Origin of the sequence: Neisseria gonorrhoeae (assembly GCF_013030075.1) — a bacterium.
In the GTDB taxonomy this organism is placed as follows: domain Bacteria; phylum Pseudomonadota; class Gammaproteobacteria; order Burkholderiales; family Neisseriaceae; genus Neisseria; species Neisseria gonorrhoeae.
Map to the genome: position 1 here is coordinate 730,664 of NZ_AP023069.1, position 16,489 is coordinate 747,152.

14 protein-coding genes and 1 pseudogene are annotated in these 16,489 nt (G+C 52.4%); 8 read left to right on the plus strand and 7 right to left on the minus strand.

Annotation, left to right across the window (positions count from 1 at the left end; all coding sequences use genetic code 11):
- Positions 1 to 178 precede the first annotated feature (178 nt).
- Together HT085_RS03775 and HT085_RS03780 are read left to right on the plus strand one after the other, a co-directional pair.
- Entirely contained in the window at positions 179 to 964 is a 786-nt protein-coding gene (locus HT085_RS03775; protein ID WP_003688815.1) for an inositol monophosphatase family protein, read from the plus strand.
- 305 nt (positions 965 to 1,269) lie between these two features.
- Positions 1,270 to 1,924, plus strand: a pseudogene (locus HT085_RS03780) (IS1595 family transposase).
- Positions 1,925 to 1,951: 27 nt separating this feature from the next.
- On the opposite strand, the gene leuB reads toward HT085_RS03780, so the two are convergent.
- From leuB to leuC, 6 genes are all read right to left on the minus strand, one after another.
- Positions 1,952 to 3,022: a 3-isopropylmalate dehydrogenase gene (gene leuB / locus HT085_RS03785; protein WP_003691268.1), complete on the minus strand. Its 1,071-nt coding sequence runs from the start codon at positions 3,020 to 3,022 to the stop codon at positions 1,952 to 1,954.
- Positions 3,023 to 3,055: 33 nt separating this feature from the next.
- Positions 3,056 to 3,787 (minus strand): NgoBV family restriction endonuclease, encoded by a 732-nt coding sequence (locus tag HT085_RS03790; protein ID WP_003697156.1) that lies wholly within the window; start codon positions 3,785 to 3,787, stop codon positions 3,056 to 3,058.
- A 15-nt stretch (positions 3,788 to 3,802) separates the two neighbouring features.
- Positions 3,803 to 5,074, minus strand: coding sequence for a DNA cytosine methyltransferase (locus HT085_RS03795; RefSeq protein ID WP_003688809.1), 1,272 nt, complete (start codon positions 5,072 to 5,074; stop codon positions 3,803 to 3,805).
- A 166-nt stretch (positions 5,075 to 5,240) separates the two neighbouring features.
- Positions 5,241 to 5,882: a 3-isopropylmalate dehydratase small subunit gene (leuD, locus tag HT085_RS03800; protein ID WP_010357988.1), complete on the minus strand. Its 642-nt coding sequence runs from the start codon at positions 5,880 to 5,882 to the stop codon at positions 5,241 to 5,243.
- Positions 5,883 to 5,943: 61 nt separating this feature from the next.
- Positions 5,944 to 6,198: a hypothetical protein gene (locus tag HT085_RS03805; protein ID WP_003688807.1), complete on the minus strand. Its 255-nt coding sequence runs from the start codon at positions 6,196 to 6,198 to the stop codon at positions 5,944 to 5,946.
- 94 nt (positions 6,199 to 6,292) lie between these two features.
- Positions 6,293 to 7,702, minus strand: a complete 1,410-nt coding sequence (gene leuC, locus HT085_RS03810) for a 3-isopropylmalate dehydratase large subunit (RefSeq protein ID WP_003701383.1) — start codon at positions 7,700 to 7,702, stop codon at positions 6,293 to 6,295.
- A gap of 251 nt (positions 7,703 to 7,953) precedes the next feature.
- Between leuC and gshA the strand changes: the two genes are divergently transcribed.
- Positions 7,954 to 9,303 (plus strand): glutamate--cysteine ligase, encoded by a 1,350-nt coding sequence (gene gshA / locus HT085_RS03815; protein WP_003688804.1) that lies wholly within the window; start codon positions 7,954 to 7,956, stop codon positions 9,301 to 9,303.
- Here the strand turns inward: gshA and HT085_RS12025 are convergent.
- Entirely contained in the window at positions 9,277 to 9,399 is a 123-nt protein-coding gene (locus HT085_RS12025) for a hypothetical protein (protein ID WP_255294323.1), read from the minus strand. The two genes, gshA and HT085_RS12025, sit on opposite strands and share 27 nt — an antisense overlap.
- A gap of 26 nt (positions 9,400 to 9,425) precedes the next feature.
- On the opposite strand from HT085_RS12025, the gene radC reads away from it, so the two are divergent.
- The 5 genes from radC (at position 9,426) to HT085_RS03840 (ending at position 15,985) form a co-directional block, all read left to right on the plus strand.
- Entirely contained in the window at positions 9,426 to 10,103 is a 678-nt protein-coding gene (radC, locus tag HT085_RS03820) for a RadC family protein (RefSeq protein WP_003688801.1), read from the plus strand.
- A 72-nt stretch (positions 10,104 to 10,175) separates the two neighbouring features.
- The gene (locus HT085_RS03825; protein ID WP_003688798.1) at positions 10,176 to 10,901 is read left to right on the plus strand and encodes an epoxyqueuosine reductase QueH; all 726 of its coding nucleotides are present in this window, start codon (positions 10,176 to 10,178) and stop codon (positions 10,899 to 10,901) included.
- A gap of 151 nt (positions 10,902 to 11,052) precedes the next feature.
- Positions 11,053 to 12,333: a CAP domain-containing protein gene (locus HT085_RS03830; protein ID WP_003691265.1), complete on the plus strand. Its 1,281-nt coding sequence runs from the start codon at positions 11,053 to 11,055 to the stop codon at positions 12,331 to 12,333.
- Between the two features lie 5 nt (positions 12,334 to 12,338).
- Positions 12,339 to 13,517, plus strand: coding sequence for a GTPase HflX (gene hflX / locus HT085_RS03835; RefSeq protein WP_003688795.1), 1,179 nt, complete (start codon positions 12,339 to 12,341; stop codon positions 13,515 to 13,517).
- Positions 13,514 to 15,985, plus strand: coding sequence for a heavy metal translocating P-type ATPase (locus tag HT085_RS03840; protein ID WP_014580218.1), 2,472 nt, complete (start codon positions 13,514 to 13,516; stop codon positions 15,983 to 15,985). The genes hflX and HT085_RS03840 overlap by 4 nt, the downstream gene beginning before the upstream one ends.
- The last annotated feature ends 504 nt before the right edge of the window (positions 15,986 to 16,489 follow it).

A 16,489-nucleotide genomic window follows, 5' to 3' on the forward strand; every position in this document is an offset into this window, starting at 1 on the left:
GCCGTTTGAACTGTTCTTTAACAACGTCGGAAATTTAACGTTGCGCCTGAAGCAGACACGCGTCAGGCGGTATTTTACCCGATTTGGCAGGGTTTGCCCCAACCAGATAAACTCCGATTTTGCCGCTCCGAAGGACTGCACGTCCGAACCGGCGGTATGCCACCCTTAAGGAAATCTGATGAATCCGTTTTTGAATACAGCCTTTAAAGCCGCCCGCCGTGCCGGTCAGATGATGATTCGCGCCGCAGGTAACCTCGATGCCGTCAAAACCGACAGCAAAGCCTTCAACGATTTTGTTTCCGATGTTGACCGCAATTCCGAAATCATCCTGGTTGAGGCTTTGAAAGAAGCCTATCCGCATCACAAAATCACTTGCGAAGAAAGCGGCTTCCACGGCAAAGCTACAGCCGAGTACGAATGGATTATCGATCCGCTCGACGGGACGACCAATTTCCTTCACGGCCATCCCCAATACGCCATCTCTATGGCACTGCTGCACAAAGGCGTGTTGCAGGAAGCTTTGGTGTACGCCCCCGAACGTAACGACGTGTACATGGCTTCGCGCGGTAAAGGCGCGTTGCTTAACGACCGCCGCATCCGTGTCTCCAACCGCATCGAATTGAACCGCTGCCTGATCGGTACCGGTTTCCCTGTTGTCGATCAAAGCATGATGGACAAATATCTGGCGATTTTGAAAGACTTTTTGGCAAAAACCGCCGGAGGCCGCCGCGAAGGCGCGGCTTCTTTGGATTTGTGCGCCGTAGCAACAGGACGTTTTGACGGCTTTTTCGAGTTCAACCTCAAACCGTGGGACATTGCCGCCGGTGCATTGATTGTCCAAGAAGCAGGCGGCATCGTTACCGATATGTCGGGTGAGGACGCTTGGTTGGAAAGCGGCGATATTGTGGCTGCCAATCCCAAAGTACTGGCGCAAATGTTAAAAATCATTTCCGCACACGTTTAAATTTCAGCCAGCTCCCGGAAATGCGGGAAAACGGGCGGGTATGCCGTCTGAAGTATCGTGCCGATATTTCAGACGGCATTTTTATTGGCGGCGGGGCAGGAAGGCGGAAACGGTCAAATGCCCGAAATTGCCGGGAATGGAAATCCGTATCTGGTTAAACGGAGAACCCTGTGCAATTTGTCCCTTTTCTTTCAATTGTTTAAAGGCGGTTTGCTGGAATCTAAATCGACTGTGGCAGAAAACAGACACCGGGGAATAAAAAACAAGGGTCTGTACTAGATTAGCAGATATGTTACCCTCGAAATATGAAGATAACACACTGCAAATTAAAGAAAGAAGTACAAAAAGAACCGCTCCGTTCTTTTGTACCGGAAGTTACCGCCCGTTCTGCCGCCGATATTTTGGGTATCCATCCCGATTCGGCGGCACTGTTTTACCGTAAAATCCGCACGGTTACCAACCATCGTTTGGCCTTGGCTGCCGATGAGGTTTTCGAGTGCCCCCGCCGGGCCGGGCGGAAGCTATTTCGGCGGACGGCGTAAAGGCAGACGCGGTCGCGGCGCGGCAGGAAAAGCGGTTGTCTTCGGCATTCCGAAACGCAACGGGCGGGCCTATACCGTTGCCGAGGACGATGCCGAGCCTGAAACGTTGCTCCCTGCCGTCAAAAAGAAAATCATGCCGGACGGTATTGTTTATGCCGATAGCCCGGGCAGCCGCGGCAAGTCGGACGCGGGCGGTTTTACCCGTTGCCGCATCAACCGTTCCAAGGAATTTGCAGACCGTCGGAACCACATTAACGGCATTGGGAACTTTTGGAATCAGGCAAAACGCGCCTTGCGAAAATACAACGGAATCGATCGTAAACCTTTCCCGCCGTTGTTGAGGGAATGCGAATTTCGACTTAACTTCGGCACACCGTCCCGGCAGCTAAAAATCCTGCGGGATCGGTGTGGAATTTAGGGATAATCTAGTACAGCCCCTTGTTTTTTACAAGGCGGCGAGTACCGCGTCGCCCATTTCGGAGCAGGAAACGAGTTTTGTGCCTTCTTCGTAAATATCGCCGGTACGCAAGCCTTGTTGCAGCACTTTTTGGACGGCGTTTTCGACTTGTTGCGCGCGCGCTTCGTCGTTCAGGCTGTAACGCAGCAACATGGCAAGCGAGAGGATGGTGGCCAGCGGGTTGGCTTTGTTTTGTCCGGCGATGTCGGGGGCGGAGCCGTGAGACGGTTCGTACAGGCCTTTGCCGTTTTCGTCCAAAGAAGCGGAAGGCAGCATACCGATGGAGCCGGTCAGCATGGAGGCTTCGTCGGAGAGGATGTCGCCGAAGATGTTGCCGGTGGCAATCACGTCAAACTGTTTGGGCGCGCGCACGAGTTGCATGGCGGCATTGTCCACATACATATGGGAAAGCTCGACATCGGGATATTGTTTGCCGATTTCTTCAAAGATTTCGCGCCACAGTTCGGTGGTTTCCAAAACGTTGGCTTTGCCTACGGAGCAGACTTTTTTGCTGCGTTTTTGGGCGGATTGGAAGGCCACGTGGGCGATGCGGCGGATTTCGCTTTCGCTGTATTTCATGGTGTTGTAGCCTTCGTGTTCGCCGTTTTCCAAAACACGGATGCCGCGCGGTTCGCCGAAATAAATATCGCCGGTAAGTTCGCGCACAATCAAAATATCCAAACCGGCAACGATTTCAGGCTTGAGCGTGGAGGCGTTGGCTAATTCGGGATATAAAACGGCAGGACGCAAATTGGCAAACAGGTTCAAATCCTTACGAATTGCTAACAAGCCGCGCTCGGGGCGCAACGGACGGTCGAGATTGTCGTATTGGGGCGAACCGACTGCACCAAGCAGGACGGCATCGGCTTTGCGGCAGAGGTTTTGCGTAAATTCTGGATAAGGATGGCCGTATTCGTCGTAGGCTTCGCCGCCCAAAGGCGCGTATTCGTAGTCGGCATCCAAGCCTTGGGCGATAAATTTGTCGAGTACGCGGACGGTTTCGGCGACGATTTCGGGACCGATGCCGTCGCCTCGGAGGATGGCGATATGTTTGGTCATTTCAAGTTTCCTTATGGGTTGATGGTTGAAGGGTTATTTCTTTTTGTATTTGTGTGCAATTTCGTGCCAACGGGGTATGGAAATCGATCGGTTGTAGTGTTTTTTATAAGCTTCCTCAAATTTCTTTTTCCATAAGGATGCGTTATGCCGTGTTGCCGGGTTTTGATAAACGGTTTCTTCAATTGCGGAAACAAAATCTTCCAAGCATTCAAACATAGGCATATTCTTTTTATTTATGCTGTACCAAACACCCGGGCGGATTTTATGCACCACGCCTTTTTTGACTTGAAGATTAATTGCCCACCCATCCATGCTTCTGGTAATTTGCCATACTTTTTTAAGCCATAAATCCTTGATGGTTACATTGCCGTTGTCGTCCATATCGTAACCGAATATTAAATAATCTACATCCAGCATATAGGGCTTATGAATGATTTCATCAGAATACATTTTAAAATCTGCAATATCAAAACCCGGGCAGGCATTTCGGTTGAACGCCTTTACTTCCAACAATTCTCTGCTGCGGTCTTTTTTATTTAAAAAGAAATCGGGAGGCATTTGGGTATTGGTTGAAACATCAAATTCAATTTCCCTTTTTCTCAACCATCCGCCGAGCCATTCCTGAATGATGTTGCCGACAACATCTTTTTGTTTGACGATAATATCCACATCTCCTAAGAAAAATCTAATTTGACCATTGGCCGATAAGATTTTTTCTTCATCCAGCAACTTATCAAATATTTGTTGTGCAGTAAGTTTTATCATTTTATCCCTGTCGGTTTATAAAGTATGCAGAAGTCTTTCAGATACCGCCTTAATCACAGGGACGGCAACGGTATTACCCAATAAATCGCATCTGTCTTTTTTGGGAATATCAAACGAATAATCGTCCGGATAGCCGAATAAGCGTAACCCTTCTTTTCCGGTAAGTGTACGCAAACCGCCGTTGTCAACGACGAAAAGGTGCTCCATATCCATTGCAACCAAGGTTGGCGCAACATCGTTTGGATCTAATATTTTATTGATTTCAAAAGATTTTTTACCTGAAACAATATTGTAGCCTTTGGGCAGGGATTCATCTTTGATTCTTTGCCCGCCAATTTTTTGTTTCGGATGCTCTAAAACCAAATAGCCTTTGTCTGTCAGGCTGTCCAAAATATTTTGGAGATCGGGGTGTTTATAGAAAGTTGAAATTTGCGCTTTTGTCAAAGGCATCCCATCCATCCAATCTATGCCGATTTCTGAAGCCCATTTTTTTTTCCTCCGTTCTTTTAGAAGGATATTTAACAATTGCTTCTCTTCTTCGGTTACTGCGCCTTTTAATTCAATATCCCAACTGTGAATATTGTTTTTCCCTCCCCGTTTGTCTTTTACTGATTTTCCGTACAGTTCGGACGGGGGAAATTTTTTTAGCAATTTTTTGATGAAAGGGCTGCTTTCAGTAGGCAGTCCCGATTCCAAAATATTTTTTAATTTCGGACTTGGGCTTGTTTCGAAAGATAAGTCGGGTTTGGATTTCAAACTGCCTGTCAGATAAATGCGCTTCCTGTTTTGGGGAATGCCGAAATCTTTTGCATTTAAAACTTTCCAAGAAACATAGTAGCCCAATGCTTCCAAGGTTTCCAAAATAACGGTCAGGGTGCGCCCTATTTTTTGTGTCGAATCTTTTCTATCGTGTGTCACCAATCCTTCCACATTTTCCAAAATAAAACCTTTTGGTTTTTTTGCCTTTAAAATCCTTGCCACATCAAAGAAAAGCGTTCCCCGTGTATCTTCAAAGCCTAATCTTTTTCCGGCGAAAGAAAAAGCCTGACAAGGGAAGCCTGCCAACAGGATGTCAAAATCGGGAATATCCCCTGTTTCAATTTTCGTTATATCTCCATACGGCACTTCATCAGGGTAGTTTTGCTTCAATACTTCCAAAGCTGCCGGTTTGATTTCTGAAGTAAAAACACATTCGCAAGCAACCGACTGTTTCCGACAGGCTTGTTCGAATCCTTTCCTGATGCCACTCATTCCGGAAAATAAGTCAATAAATTTAATTTGTTGCATATTAAAAATCTAAAAATTTATTTGAAATGGAGAGTTGCATTAATTTAGAGTGTTGCTAAGCCCGCTTAAAAGATGAAAACAATTTATCGCCCCTCTGTTTACATTAGCCGCAGCAATTATATGTTATCAGGAATGCCGTCTGAACAGCCTTCAGACGGCATAGGTTTTAACCGTTAAACAGCCAAGGCTGGCTTTGGCGGCGTTTTTCTTCAAAGGCTTTAATTTTGTCGGCGTGTTGCAGGGTCAGTCCGATTTCGTCCAAGCCGTTTAAGAGGCAGTGTTTGCGGTGTTCGGTAATGTCGAATGTGAATGTTTCGCCGCCCGGGGTGGTCAGGGTTTGCTCGGCAAGGTCGATGGAGAGCCGATAGCCTTCGTTGGCTTCGACTTCTTTGAAAAGCCGGTCGACTTGTTCTTCGGTCAACACGATGGGCAAAAGGCCGTTTTTGTAGCAGTTGTTAAAGAAGATGTCGGCGAAGCTGGGGGCGATAATGGCGCGGAAGCCGTAGTCGTCCAATGCCCAAGGGGCATGTTCGCGTGAAGAGCCGCAACCGAAGTTTTTACGCGTCAACAGGATTTGCGCGCCTTGGTAACGCGGCTGGTTCAGGGAAAAATCGGGGTTCAACGGGCGTTTGCCGTTGTCCATGCCCGGTTCGCCGTGGTCGAGGTAACGCCATTCGTCAAAGGCGTTGGGGCCGAAGCCGCTGCGTTTGATGGATTTCAGAAATTGTTTGGGGATGATGGCATCGGTATCGACGTTGCTGCGGTCGAGCGGGGCGACGATGGCGGTGATTTTGGTAAAGGCTTTCATGGGTTTGCGTCTTGTGCTGACGATGCCGTCTGAAACGGTTTCAGACGGCATCGCAAATCGGTTATTCGGTGGCGTTTTCGATTTTTTTGCCGAGATGGGAAATGCCGCGTCCGACGGCATTGCCGCCTTTTTTGACGGCTTCTTTGGTTTTGTCCCAACCTTTTTCGACGGCGTTGCCTGTTTGTTCGGCGGCGCGTTCGGCGGCGGCCTGTGTTTTGTCAAGGTTGCGGGCGGTGTCTTGTTTCGCGCCCTGCCAAGTGCCGGCGCAGGCGGACAAGGCGAGGGCGGACAGGGCGGTAACGAAAAGTTTGTTCATGGTTAAACTCCTTGGTTTGAATATTAGGTGTTTCTGCCTTACGGGACATATTTCAGACGGCCTCGTCAAATTCTTAAAGACTGCCTGAAAATACTTACGCCATCGTGCGGATGTCGGTAAAGTGTCCGGTAACGGCGGCGGCGGCGGCCATAGCGGGGCTGACGAGGTGGGTGCGCCCGCCGTTGCCTTGGCGGCCTTCAAAATTGCGGTTGGACGTGGAGGCGCAGCGTTGCCTCGGCGCGAGGCGGTCGGCATTCATCGCAAGGCACATCGAACAGCCCGGTTCGCGCCATTCAAAACCGGCTTCGATGAAAATTTTGTCCAAGCCTTCTTTTTCGGCTTGTTCTTTAACCAAACCGGAGCCGGGGACGATTAACACGCGCTGTACGTTGCCGGCTTTTTTATGGCCTTTGGCGATAGCAGCGGCTTCGCGCAAGTCTTCGATGCGGCTGTTGGTGCAAGAGCCGATAAAGACGATATCGACAGGGATTTCGTTCAGCGGCGTACCGGCCTTCAAACCCATATATTCGAGTGCGCGCTCTATGCCGCTGCGTTTGACCGGATCGGTTTCTTCGGCGGGATTCGGCACTTTGCCGCCGATGTTTAAAACCATTTCGGGCGACGTGCCCCAAGTAACTTGCGGTTCGATGTCTTCGGCGTTGAAACGGTATTCTTTATCAAAAACCGCGCCTTCGTCAGACACCAGCGTGCGCCAGTACTCGACGGCTTTGTCCCAAGCTTCGCCTTCGGGTGCGAAGGGCTTGCCTTTGACATAGTCGATGGTGGTTTGATCGACGGCAACCATACCGGAACGCGCGCCTGCCTCAATCGCCATATTGCACAGGGTCATCCTGCCTTCCATCGAAAGGCTGCGGATGGCTTCGCCGCCGAACTCGACGGCGTAACCCGTGCCGCCCGCCGTGCCGATTTGCCCGATGATGTAGAGCGCCACGTCTTTGGCGGTAACGCCCGCTTTTAATTTGCCGTCAACGGCAATCAGCATAGATTTGGATTTTTTCGCGGTAATGCACTGGGTCGCCATCGTGTGTTCGACTTCGGAAGTGCCGATGCCGTGTGCCAGTGCGCCGAATGCGCCGTGGGTGGAAGTGTGCGAATCGCCGCAGACGACGGTCATCCCGGGCAGGGTCGCGCCTTGTTCGGGCCCCATAACGTGTACGATGCCCTGGCCTTTGTCCATAAACGGGAAGTAGGCGAGTGCGCCAAACTCTTTGATGTTTTGATCCAACGTATCGACTTGCAGCTTGGAAATCGGGTCTTGGATGCCTTTGTCCCAATCGCCGGTCGGGGTGTTGTGGTCGGCGGTGGAGACCACGCTGTCGATGCGCCACAGCTTGCGCCCCGCCATTTTCAGACCTTCAAACGCCTGCGGGCTGGTTACTTCGTGAACCAGATGGCGGTCGATGTAAAGCAGGACGGTGCCGTCTCCTTCTTCGCGGACGACGTGGCTGTTCCAGAGTTTGTCGTAGAGGGTTTGTGCCGTCATGATGTTGTTCTTTTGGATAAATGGTGATGCGGATTGGGCGGATTTTAGACGTATTCTTTATACTGCGCAACAGATTTTGTCTAATTTTTGAGTCGGTGTTATTTTGTAAACAATTTTAACGAAAAAATTAGACATATTGTTCATTTCGTTATATCTAAAGAATGATTCGATACGAAAGAATACTTGTCGTCATTCTTTCAAAAGCATTATTATCTGTACCTTGTCAAAAAACACACAGAGGCAGACGAAAGATGAAATTACCGGTTATGTCGCCCGAACATTCGGCGCAACTTCAGGCGTTTGAGGCAAAAATCCTGTCCAATCACGCCAAAATCGAGGCGTGGTTCCGCACGCAGTGGAACGCGCACCGCCCGCCGTTTTACGGTTCGGTCGATATACGCAACGCCGGTTACAAAATTTCGTCTATCGATATGAATTTGTTTCCGGGCGGCTTCAATAATCTGAATCCGAATTTCATCCCGCTGGCGGCGGTTGCCGCGCAAGATGCGGTGCAACGCGCCTGCGAAACGGAGAAATCCGTATTGATTATTCCCGAAAACCACACGCGCAATACGTTTTACCTGCAAAACGTTTACGCCCTCGGCGAGATTTTCCGTTCGGCAGGGTGTGAAGTGCGCTTGGGCAGCCTGAATCCGGAAGTAACCGAACCGGCCGAATTTGAAACTGCATTGGGCGACAAAATCCTGCTTGAGCCTTTGCTGCGAACCCGCGACCGCGTCCACCTTGCCGACGGCTTTTCGCCTTGCGTGGTTTTGTTGAACAACGATTTGTCCGCCGGCATTCCCGACATTCTCAAAGGCATCGGCCAAACCGTTTTGCCGCCGCTGCACGGCGGTTGGACGACGCGCCGCAAAACAAATCATTTCGGCGCGTACAACCAAGTTGCCGCCGAATTTGCCAAGCTGATTGACATCGATGAATGGCAGATCAACCCGTATTTTGAAAAAATCGGCGGTTTGGACTTCCAAGGGCGCGAAGGTGAAGATGCGCTGGCGGAAGCGGTAGAACGCGTGCTGGCGAAAATTCAAGCCAAATACGACGAATCGGGCATTGCCGACAAACCTTTCGTCATCGTCAAAGCCGATGCCGGCACTTACGGCATGGGTGTGATGAGCGTCAAATCCTCCGACGAAGTGCGCGGCTTGAACCGCAAAAACCGCAACAAAATGGCGAAGGTGAAAGAGGGCTTGGAAGTCAGCGAAGTGATTGTCCAAGAAGGGGTTTATACCTATGAAACCTTGAACGGCGCGGTGTGCGAACCCGTCGTCTATATGATGGACCGTTTCGTCATCGGCGGCTTTTTCCGCGTACACGAAGGGCGCGGTGCGGACGAAAACCTCAACGCCGGCGGTATGGTGTTTGTGCCGCTGTCCAACAGCATTCCTACCGGTAACGGCGATAATTCGCAAGAAGCTCCAGAAGCCTGCAAACGCGTATTCGAACAATGGGATTCGCTCGGTATGCCGCGTTCTGAAAAAGACTGCGACGTGGACAACGAACATAACCGCCTCTACGTTTACGGCGTAATGGCACGTCTGTCGCTTTTGGCGGCTTCAATCGAGTTGGAAGAAACGGCGTAAGACTGTTTTGAAATACAGATGCCGTCTGAAGCGGAAATCCGGTTCAGACGGCATTTCGGATATTTGGCGTGTGGGAACATCTGTTTCAGACGGCATCTCAGACTATTTAAAAAAGGGAAAACATGAGCATCAAGCAATGGCCGGAAGGCGAAAGGCCCAGGGAAAAGCTGTTGGAACGCGGGGCGGCGGCTTTGAGCGATGCCGAACTTTTGGCAATCCTTTTACGCGTCGGGACGCGCGGGATGAGCGCGGTCGATTTGGCGCGCTACCTATTGCAGGAGTTCGGCAGCTTGGGGAGGCTGATGAGCGCGGAGGTCGGCAAACTGTCGGCATACAAAGGGATGGGGACGGCAAGTTTCACACAGTTCGCCGTGGTCAGGGAAATCGGGCGGCGGATATTGGAGGAAGAATTGCAGGAAGAAATTACCTTATCCGATCCCGATACCGTTGCCGATTATTTACGCTTTCATTTGGGGCAGGAAAAAGTCGAAGTCAGCGTCGCGCTGCTGCTGAACCGCCAAAACCAACTGATTGCGGTCAGAGAGCTGTCGCGCGGTACGGTTGCGGAAAACACGATTTACATCCGCGAAATCGTCAAACTGGCATTGGACGAATATGCCGACAGCCTGATTATCGCGCACAACCATCCGGGCGGCTCGCCCGAACCTTCGCAGGAAGACATCATGTTCACAAGGCGGCTGGCACAGGCCATGTCGCTGGTTGATGTTTCGCTGCTCGACCATTTTATCGTTACCTCGCAAACCGTCCGTTCGTTCAGGCAGCTCGGGCTGATGCCCTGACACCCTGTTTTACATTCGGCGGCTCTGGTAAAATAGCCGCTTTGACCGTATTCGACAGATATTGTTAAGTTAATGGAAACACAAAACAAACCTACCGTTACCGACATTGACCGCCCCATACTCGTCCCGCCCGGCGGACATAAAAAAGTCTTGCTGCATTCCTGCTGCGCCCCGTGCAGCGGCGAAGTGATGGAAGCCATGCTTGCCTCCGGCATCGACTACACCATTTATTTTTACAATCCCAATATCCATCCGCACAAAGAGTATATGCTCCGAAAAGAGGAAAACATGCGCTTTGCGGAAAAGTTCGGCATCCCTTTCATCGATAAAGACGACGACTACGAAAACGACCGCAAAGAATGGTTTGCCAAAGCCAAAGGCATGGAGTTTGAGCCGGAACGCGGCATCCGCTGCACCATGTGTTTCGATATGCGTTTTGAAAAAGCGGCGCAATACGCGCACGAACACGGTTTTCCCGTCTTTACCAGTTCGCTGGGCATTTCACGCTGGAAAAATATGGCGCAAATCAACGACTGCGGACACCGTGCCGCCGCGCCTTACGATGATGTGGCCTATTGGGACTTCAACTGGCGCAAAGGCGGCGGCGGCGCGCGTATGATTGAAATCAGCAAACGCGAAAACTTCTACCAGCAGGAATACTGCGGCTGCGCCTATTCCTTGCGCGATTCCAACGCCCACCGCAAATCGCAGGGACGCATCCCCGTCAAACTCGGCGTGCTGTATTACGGCGACGAATCGACACAATACGAACCTGCACCCGTCCGAGTGGACAAATAAACACCCGATGCCGTCTGAAGGTTCAGACGGCATCGGGTTCGGCACCGGCACGGGAAAGGTTTGCCGGTTTGGCAATCGGCAAGCGGAAACCGCATTGGCAAGTTTGCCGTTTTGATAAAACACCCCGTTGCCGCGTCGGGAGGGCGGCATTATGAAATCCCTTTTTATTTGGCTGCTTCTATTGGGCTCGGCGGCAGGCGTTTTCTACCATACCCAAAACCAATCCCTGCCCGCGGGCGAACTTGTCTATCCGTCCGCACCGCAAATCAGGGACGGCGGCGATGCGCTGCACTACCTCAACCGCATCCGCACACAAATCGGTTTGCACGCGCTGGCACACGCGCCGGTTTTGGAAAATTCCGCCCGCAGGCACGCACGCTATCTCACGCTCAATCCCGAAGACGGACACGGCGAACACCATCCCGACAATCCGCACTACACCGCACAAAAGCTGACCGAACGCACACGCCTTGCCGGGTATCTCTACAACGGCGTGCATGAAAACATCAGCACGGAAGAGGAAGCCGCCGAATCGTCCGACAGCGACATCCGCACGCAGCAACGCCAAGTGGACGCTTTGATGAGTGCTGTCTATCACCGCCTTTCGCTGCTTGACCGCCATACCGACGAAGCAGGTGCGGCATTTGTGCGCGAAAACGGCAAAACCGTCCTCGTATTCAATCAGGGCAACGGCAGCTTCGAGCGCGCCTGTGCAAAAGGAAGGCGGCAGCCGGAAGCAGGACGGAAATATTACCGCAACGCTTGCCACAACGGTGCGGCCGTTTATGCTGACGAAGCCATGCCCGTAACGGAATTGCTTTATACCGCCTATCCGGTTGGCGGCGGCGCGCTGCCTTATTTTTACGGGGAACGTCCCGACCCCGTGCCGGAATATGAAATCACAGGCAATCCTGCCAGCATTGATTTTTCCGAGGCGGCAGGCAAAATTGCGATGAAAAGTTTCAAGCTGTATCAGGGTAAAAACGAAATCCGCCCCGTCAGGGTTTTAACCGCCGGCAACGACCCTAACGGCAGGCTGACCGCGCACCAATTCGCCCTTTTCCCGCTCAAACCTTTGGAATACGGCACGCTTTATACGGCGGTATTCGACTATGTCCGCAACGGACGGCGCGCGCAGGCGAAATGGCAGTTTAGAACCCGAAAACCCGATTACCCTTATTTTGAGGTAAACGGCGGCGAGACACTTGCGGTTAGAAAAGGCGAAAAATATTTCATCCACTGGCGCGGACGCTGGTGTCTGGAAGCGTGTACCCGTTATACCTACCGGCGGCAGTTCGGCAACAGCCTGTCCATACTCCGGCACGAAGCGGGCGGCATTGTCTTCAGCGTCAGCGGAATGGCGGGAAGCCGCATCAGGCTTACTCCGGAAGACAGCCCGGAACGCGGTGTAACCCTTTATTTGCAGGATTGACAGTTATGTCAGGTAGAACAGGACGGAACAGTGCCACTCAGGCGCAACCGGAACGCGTCATGCTGGTGGGCGTAATGTTGGATAAAGATGATACGGGCAGCAATGCCGCCCGTCTGAACGGTTTTCAGACGGCATTGGCGGAAGCCGTCGAGCTGGTCAAAGCGGCGGGCGGCGATTCCGTACGCGTGGAGACTGCCAAACGCGACCGCCCGCACACTGCGCTGTTTGTCGGCACGGGCAAGGCGGCGGAGCTGTCGGAAGCAGTTGCCGCAGACGGCATTGATTTGGTCGTATTCAACCACGAACTTACTCCCACGCAGGAACGCAATTTGGAAAAAATCCTCCAATGCCGCGTATTGGACAGAGTGGGGCTGATTCTGGCGATTTTCGCCCGCCGCGCCCGCACGCAGGAAGGCAGGCTGCAAGTCGAGTTGGCGCAATTGAGCCATTTGGCGGGACGCTTGATACGCGGTTACGGACATTTGCAAAGCCAGCGCGGCGGTATCGGCATGAAAGGGCCGGGCGAAACCAAACTGGAAACCGACCGCCGATTAACCGCCCATCGGATCAACGCCTTGAAAAAACAGCTTGCCAACCTCAAAAAACAGCGCGCCCTGCGCCGCAAGTCCCGCGAGTCGGGCAGAATCAAAACGTTTGCGCTGGTCGGCTATACCAATGTCGGCAAATCCAGCCTGTTCAACCGGCTGACCAAGTCGGGCATATATGCGAAAGACCAGCTTTTCGCCACTCTCGACACGACGGCGCGGCGGCTGTACATCAGTCCCGCATGCAGCATTATCCTGACCGATACCGTCGGATTCGTCAGCGATCTGCCGCACAAACTGATTTCGGCATTTTCCGCCACGCTGGAAGAAACCGCGCAAGCCGATGTGCTGCTGCACGTCGTCGATGCCGCTGCCCCGAACAGCGGACAGCAGATTGAAGACGTGGAAAACGTACTGCAAGAAATCCATGCCCACGATATTCCGTGCATCAAGGTGTACAACAAAACCGACCTGCTGCCGTCTGAAGAACAAAACACGGGCATATGGCGCGACGCTGCGGGAAAAATTGCCGCCGTCCGCATTTCCGTTGCTGAAAATACCGGTATAGACGCACTGCGCGAAGCCATTGCCGAGTATTGTGCCGCCGCACCAAACACAGACGAAACCGAAATGCCATGAAAAAAACCTGTTTCCACTGCGGGCTGGACGTTCCCGAAAACCTGCATCTGACCGTCCGCTACGAAGGCGAAGACCGCGAAACCTGCTGCGTCGGCTGTCAGGCAGTCGCACAAAGCATCATCGATTCCGGCTTGGGCAGTTATTACAAACGACGCACCGCCGACGCGAAAAAAACCGAACTGCCGCCCCAAGAAATCCTCGACCAAATCCGCCTGTACGACCTGCCCGAAGTCCAATCCGACTTTGTGGAAACCCATAATGGCACGCACGAAGCAGTGCTGATGCTCAGCGGCATTACCTGCGCCGCCTGCGTCTGGCTGATCGAACAGCAGCTTTTGCGCACAGACGGCATCGTCCGCATCGACCTCAATTACAGCACGCACCGCTGCCGCGTCGTCTGGGACGACGGCAAAATCCGCCTCTCCGACATTCTGTTGAAAATCCGGCAGACAGGCTACACCGCCGCACCCTATGACGCGCAAAAAATCGAAGCCGCCAACCAAAAAGAACGCAAACAATACATCGTCCGCCTTGCCGTTGCCGGACTGGGTATGATGCAGACGATGATGTTCGCGCTGCCGACCTACCTTTACGGCGGCGACATCGAACCCGATTTCCTGCAGATCCTCCATTGGGGCGGCTTCCTGATGGTGCTGCCCGTCGTATTTTATTGCGCCGTCCCGTTTTATCAAGGCGCGTTGCGCGACCTGAAAAACCGCCGCGCCGGTATGGACACGCCGATTGCCGCCGCCATCATCATGACCTTCATCGCCGGCATTTACAGCCTCGCCACCAACGCAGGGCAGGGGATGTATTTCGAATCCATCGCGATGCTGCTGTTTTTCCTGCTGGGCGGACGCTTTATGGAACACATTGCCCGACGCAAGGCAGGCGATGCCGCCGAAAGGCTGGTGAAACTGATACCCGCCTTCTGCCACCGGATGCCCGGCTATCCTGCCGTACAGGATGTCCGCGAATCCGCCGTCGTCAAACTCCAAGCAGGCGATATTGTGATGGTCAAACCCGGCGAAACCATCCCCGTTGACGGCACGGTGCTGGAAGGAAACAGTGCCGTCAACGAATCTATGCTGACCGGCGAGAGCCTGCCCGTCGCCAAAATGCCGTCTGAAAAAGTAACCGCAGGTACACTCAACACGCAAAGCCCTCTGATTATACGCACCGACCGCACCGGCGGCGGCACGCGCCTGTCGCACATCGTCCGCCTGCTCGACCGCGCCTTGGCGCAAAAACCGCGTACTGCCGAGTTGGCGGAACAATACGCCTCATCTTTCATATTCGGCGAGCTCCTGCTTGCCGTCCCCGTCTTCATCGGCTGGACGCTGTACGCCGATGCGCACACCGCATTGTGGATTACCGTCGCCCTGCTGGTCATTACCTGCCCCTGCGCCCTGTCGCTTGCCACGCCGACCGCGCTGGCAGCTTCTACCGGTACGCTGGCGCGCGAAGGTATTTTAATCGGCGGAAAGCAGGCAATCGAAACCCTCTCCCAAACCACCGACATCATTTTCGACAAAACCGGCACGCTGACCCAAGGCAATCCCGCCGTCCGCCGGATTGAACTGCTCGGCAGCATGACCGAAGCCCAAGTGCTGGCAGTGGCGCAAAGTTTGGAACAGCAGTCCGAACACCCGCTCGCGCGCGCCATTCTCAACTGCCGCATTTCAGGCGGCAGCGTCCCCGAAATCCAAGTCGGACAACGCCTCAACCGCATCGGGGAAGGCGTGGGTGCGCAACTGACCGTCAACGGCGAAACACAGGTTTGGGCATTGGGGAGGGCATCCTATGTTGCCGAAATTTCAGGTAAAGAACCGCAAACAGAAGGCGGCGGCAGCGCGGTTTACCTCGGCAGTCAAAGCGGTTTCCAAGCCGTGTTCTACCTGCAAGACCCGCTCAAAGGCAGCGCGGCGGAGGCAGTGCGGCAGTTGGCAGGCAAAAACCTGACCCTGCACATCCTCAGCGGCGACCGCGAAACCGCCGTTGCCGAAACCGCACGCGCCCTGGGTGTCGCGCACTACCGCGCCCAAGCCATGCCCGAGGACAAACTGGAATACGTCAAAGCCTTGCAAAAAGAAGGGAAAAAAGTGCTGATGATAGGCGACGGCATCAACGACGCGCCCGTTTTGGCGCAGGCAGACGTATCCGCCGCCGCAGCGGGCGGGACGGATATTGCGAGGGACGGCGCGGACATTGTGTTATTGAACGAAGATTTGCGTACCGTCGCCCACCTGCTCGATCAGGCGCGGCGCACCCGCCATATTATCCGGCAAAACCTGATATGGGCGGGCGCGTACAACATCATCGCCGTACCGCTTGCCGTTTTGGGCTATGTCCAACCGTGGATAGCCGCACTGGGTATGAGTTTCAGTTCGCTGGCGGTTTTGGGCAATGCCTTGCGCCTTCACAAACGGGGGAAAATGCCGTCTGAAAAAATACTGTCCGAACAATGACGGGCGGCGTTGCTTTAGACGTATAGTCGATTAAAACAAAAATGAGACGATGAAGGATTACAAACTTAAAGTATGCATTGTTACCGCTCAAACACGTTGGCGTTTAAAATTTGAGATCGAATTGCTAGGTATTTGATTTTATTAAATAAGAGATTATATTAATGAGGAAAAAAATTAAAAAGTGGATTTATGCGATAAATGGAATAATGATGTCAATATGGATTATTTTTTTCCAAATACCGGTTCTGTGTATGACGGTGGCAGAACAACCATTTTCAATGAAAACCATCCTTTTCATTTTATTTTCTGCATAACTTTTCTTATTGTGACAATTTTTCTTATATATCAATCACATAATGATAATTAATTTTTAACATCCTTGCTGTCCTATCATGATAAAATGACAATAGGGATGTTTTTCTGCTTTGGCTACGGCAAAACACCGTCGTCATTCCCGCGTAGGTAGGAATCCATATGCTTGGTTTCTCTTTTATTTCCAAACAC

Excerpts from the sequence above, each read along its gene's own strand:
- HT085_RS03775 (WP_003688815.1), top strand. The coding sequence starts at position 179 with ATGAATCCGTTTTTGAATACAGCCTTTAAAGCCGCCCGCCGTGCCGGT.
- leuB (WP_003691268.1), bottom strand. The coding sequence starts at position 3,022 with ATGACCAAACATATCGCCATCCTCCGAGGCGACGGCATCGGTCCCGAA.
- HT085_RS03790 (WP_003697156.1), bottom strand. The coding sequence starts at position 3,787 with ATGATAAAACTTACTGCACAACAAATATTTGATAAGTTGCTGGATGAA.
- HT085_RS03795 (WP_003688809.1), bottom strand. The coding sequence starts at position 5,074 with ATGCAACAAATTAAATTTATTGACTTATTTTCCGGAATGAGTGGCATC.
- leuD (WP_010357988.1), bottom strand. The coding sequence starts at position 5,882 with ATGAAAGCCTTTACCAAAATCACCGCCATCGTCGCCCCGCTCGACCGC.
- HT085_RS03805 (WP_003688807.1), bottom strand. The coding sequence starts at position 6,198 with ATGAACAAACTTTTCGTTACCGCCCTGTCCGCCCTCGCCTTGTCCGCC.
- leuC (WP_003701383.1), bottom strand. The coding sequence starts at position 7,702 with ATGACGGCACAAACCCTCTACGACAAACTCTGGAACAGCCACGTCGTC.
- gshA (WP_003688804.1), top strand. The coding sequence starts at position 7,954 with ATGAAATTACCGGTTATGTCGCCCGAACATTCGGCGCAACTTCAGGCG.
- HT085_RS12025 (WP_255294323.1), bottom strand. The coding sequence starts at position 9,399 with ATGCCGTCTGAAACAGATGTTCCCACACGCCAAATATCCGAAATGCCG.
- radC (WP_003688801.1), top strand. The coding sequence starts at position 9,426 with ATGAGCATCAAGCAATGGCCGGAAGGCGAAAGGCCCAGGGAAAAGCTG.
- HT085_RS03825 (WP_003688798.1), top strand. The coding sequence starts at position 10,176 with ATGGAAACACAAAACAAACCTACCGTTACCGACATTGACCGCCCCATA.
- HT085_RS03830 (WP_003691265.1), top strand. The coding sequence starts at position 11,053 with ATGAAATCCCTTTTTATTTGGCTGCTTCTATTGGGCTCGGCGGCAGGC.
- hflX (WP_003688795.1), top strand. The coding sequence starts at position 12,339 with ATGTCAGGTAGAACAGGACGGAACAGTGCCACTCAGGCGCAACCGGAA.
- HT085_RS03840 (WP_014580218.1), top strand. The coding sequence starts at position 13,514 with ATGAAAAAAACCTGTTTCCACTGCGGGCTGGACGTTCCCGAAAACCTG.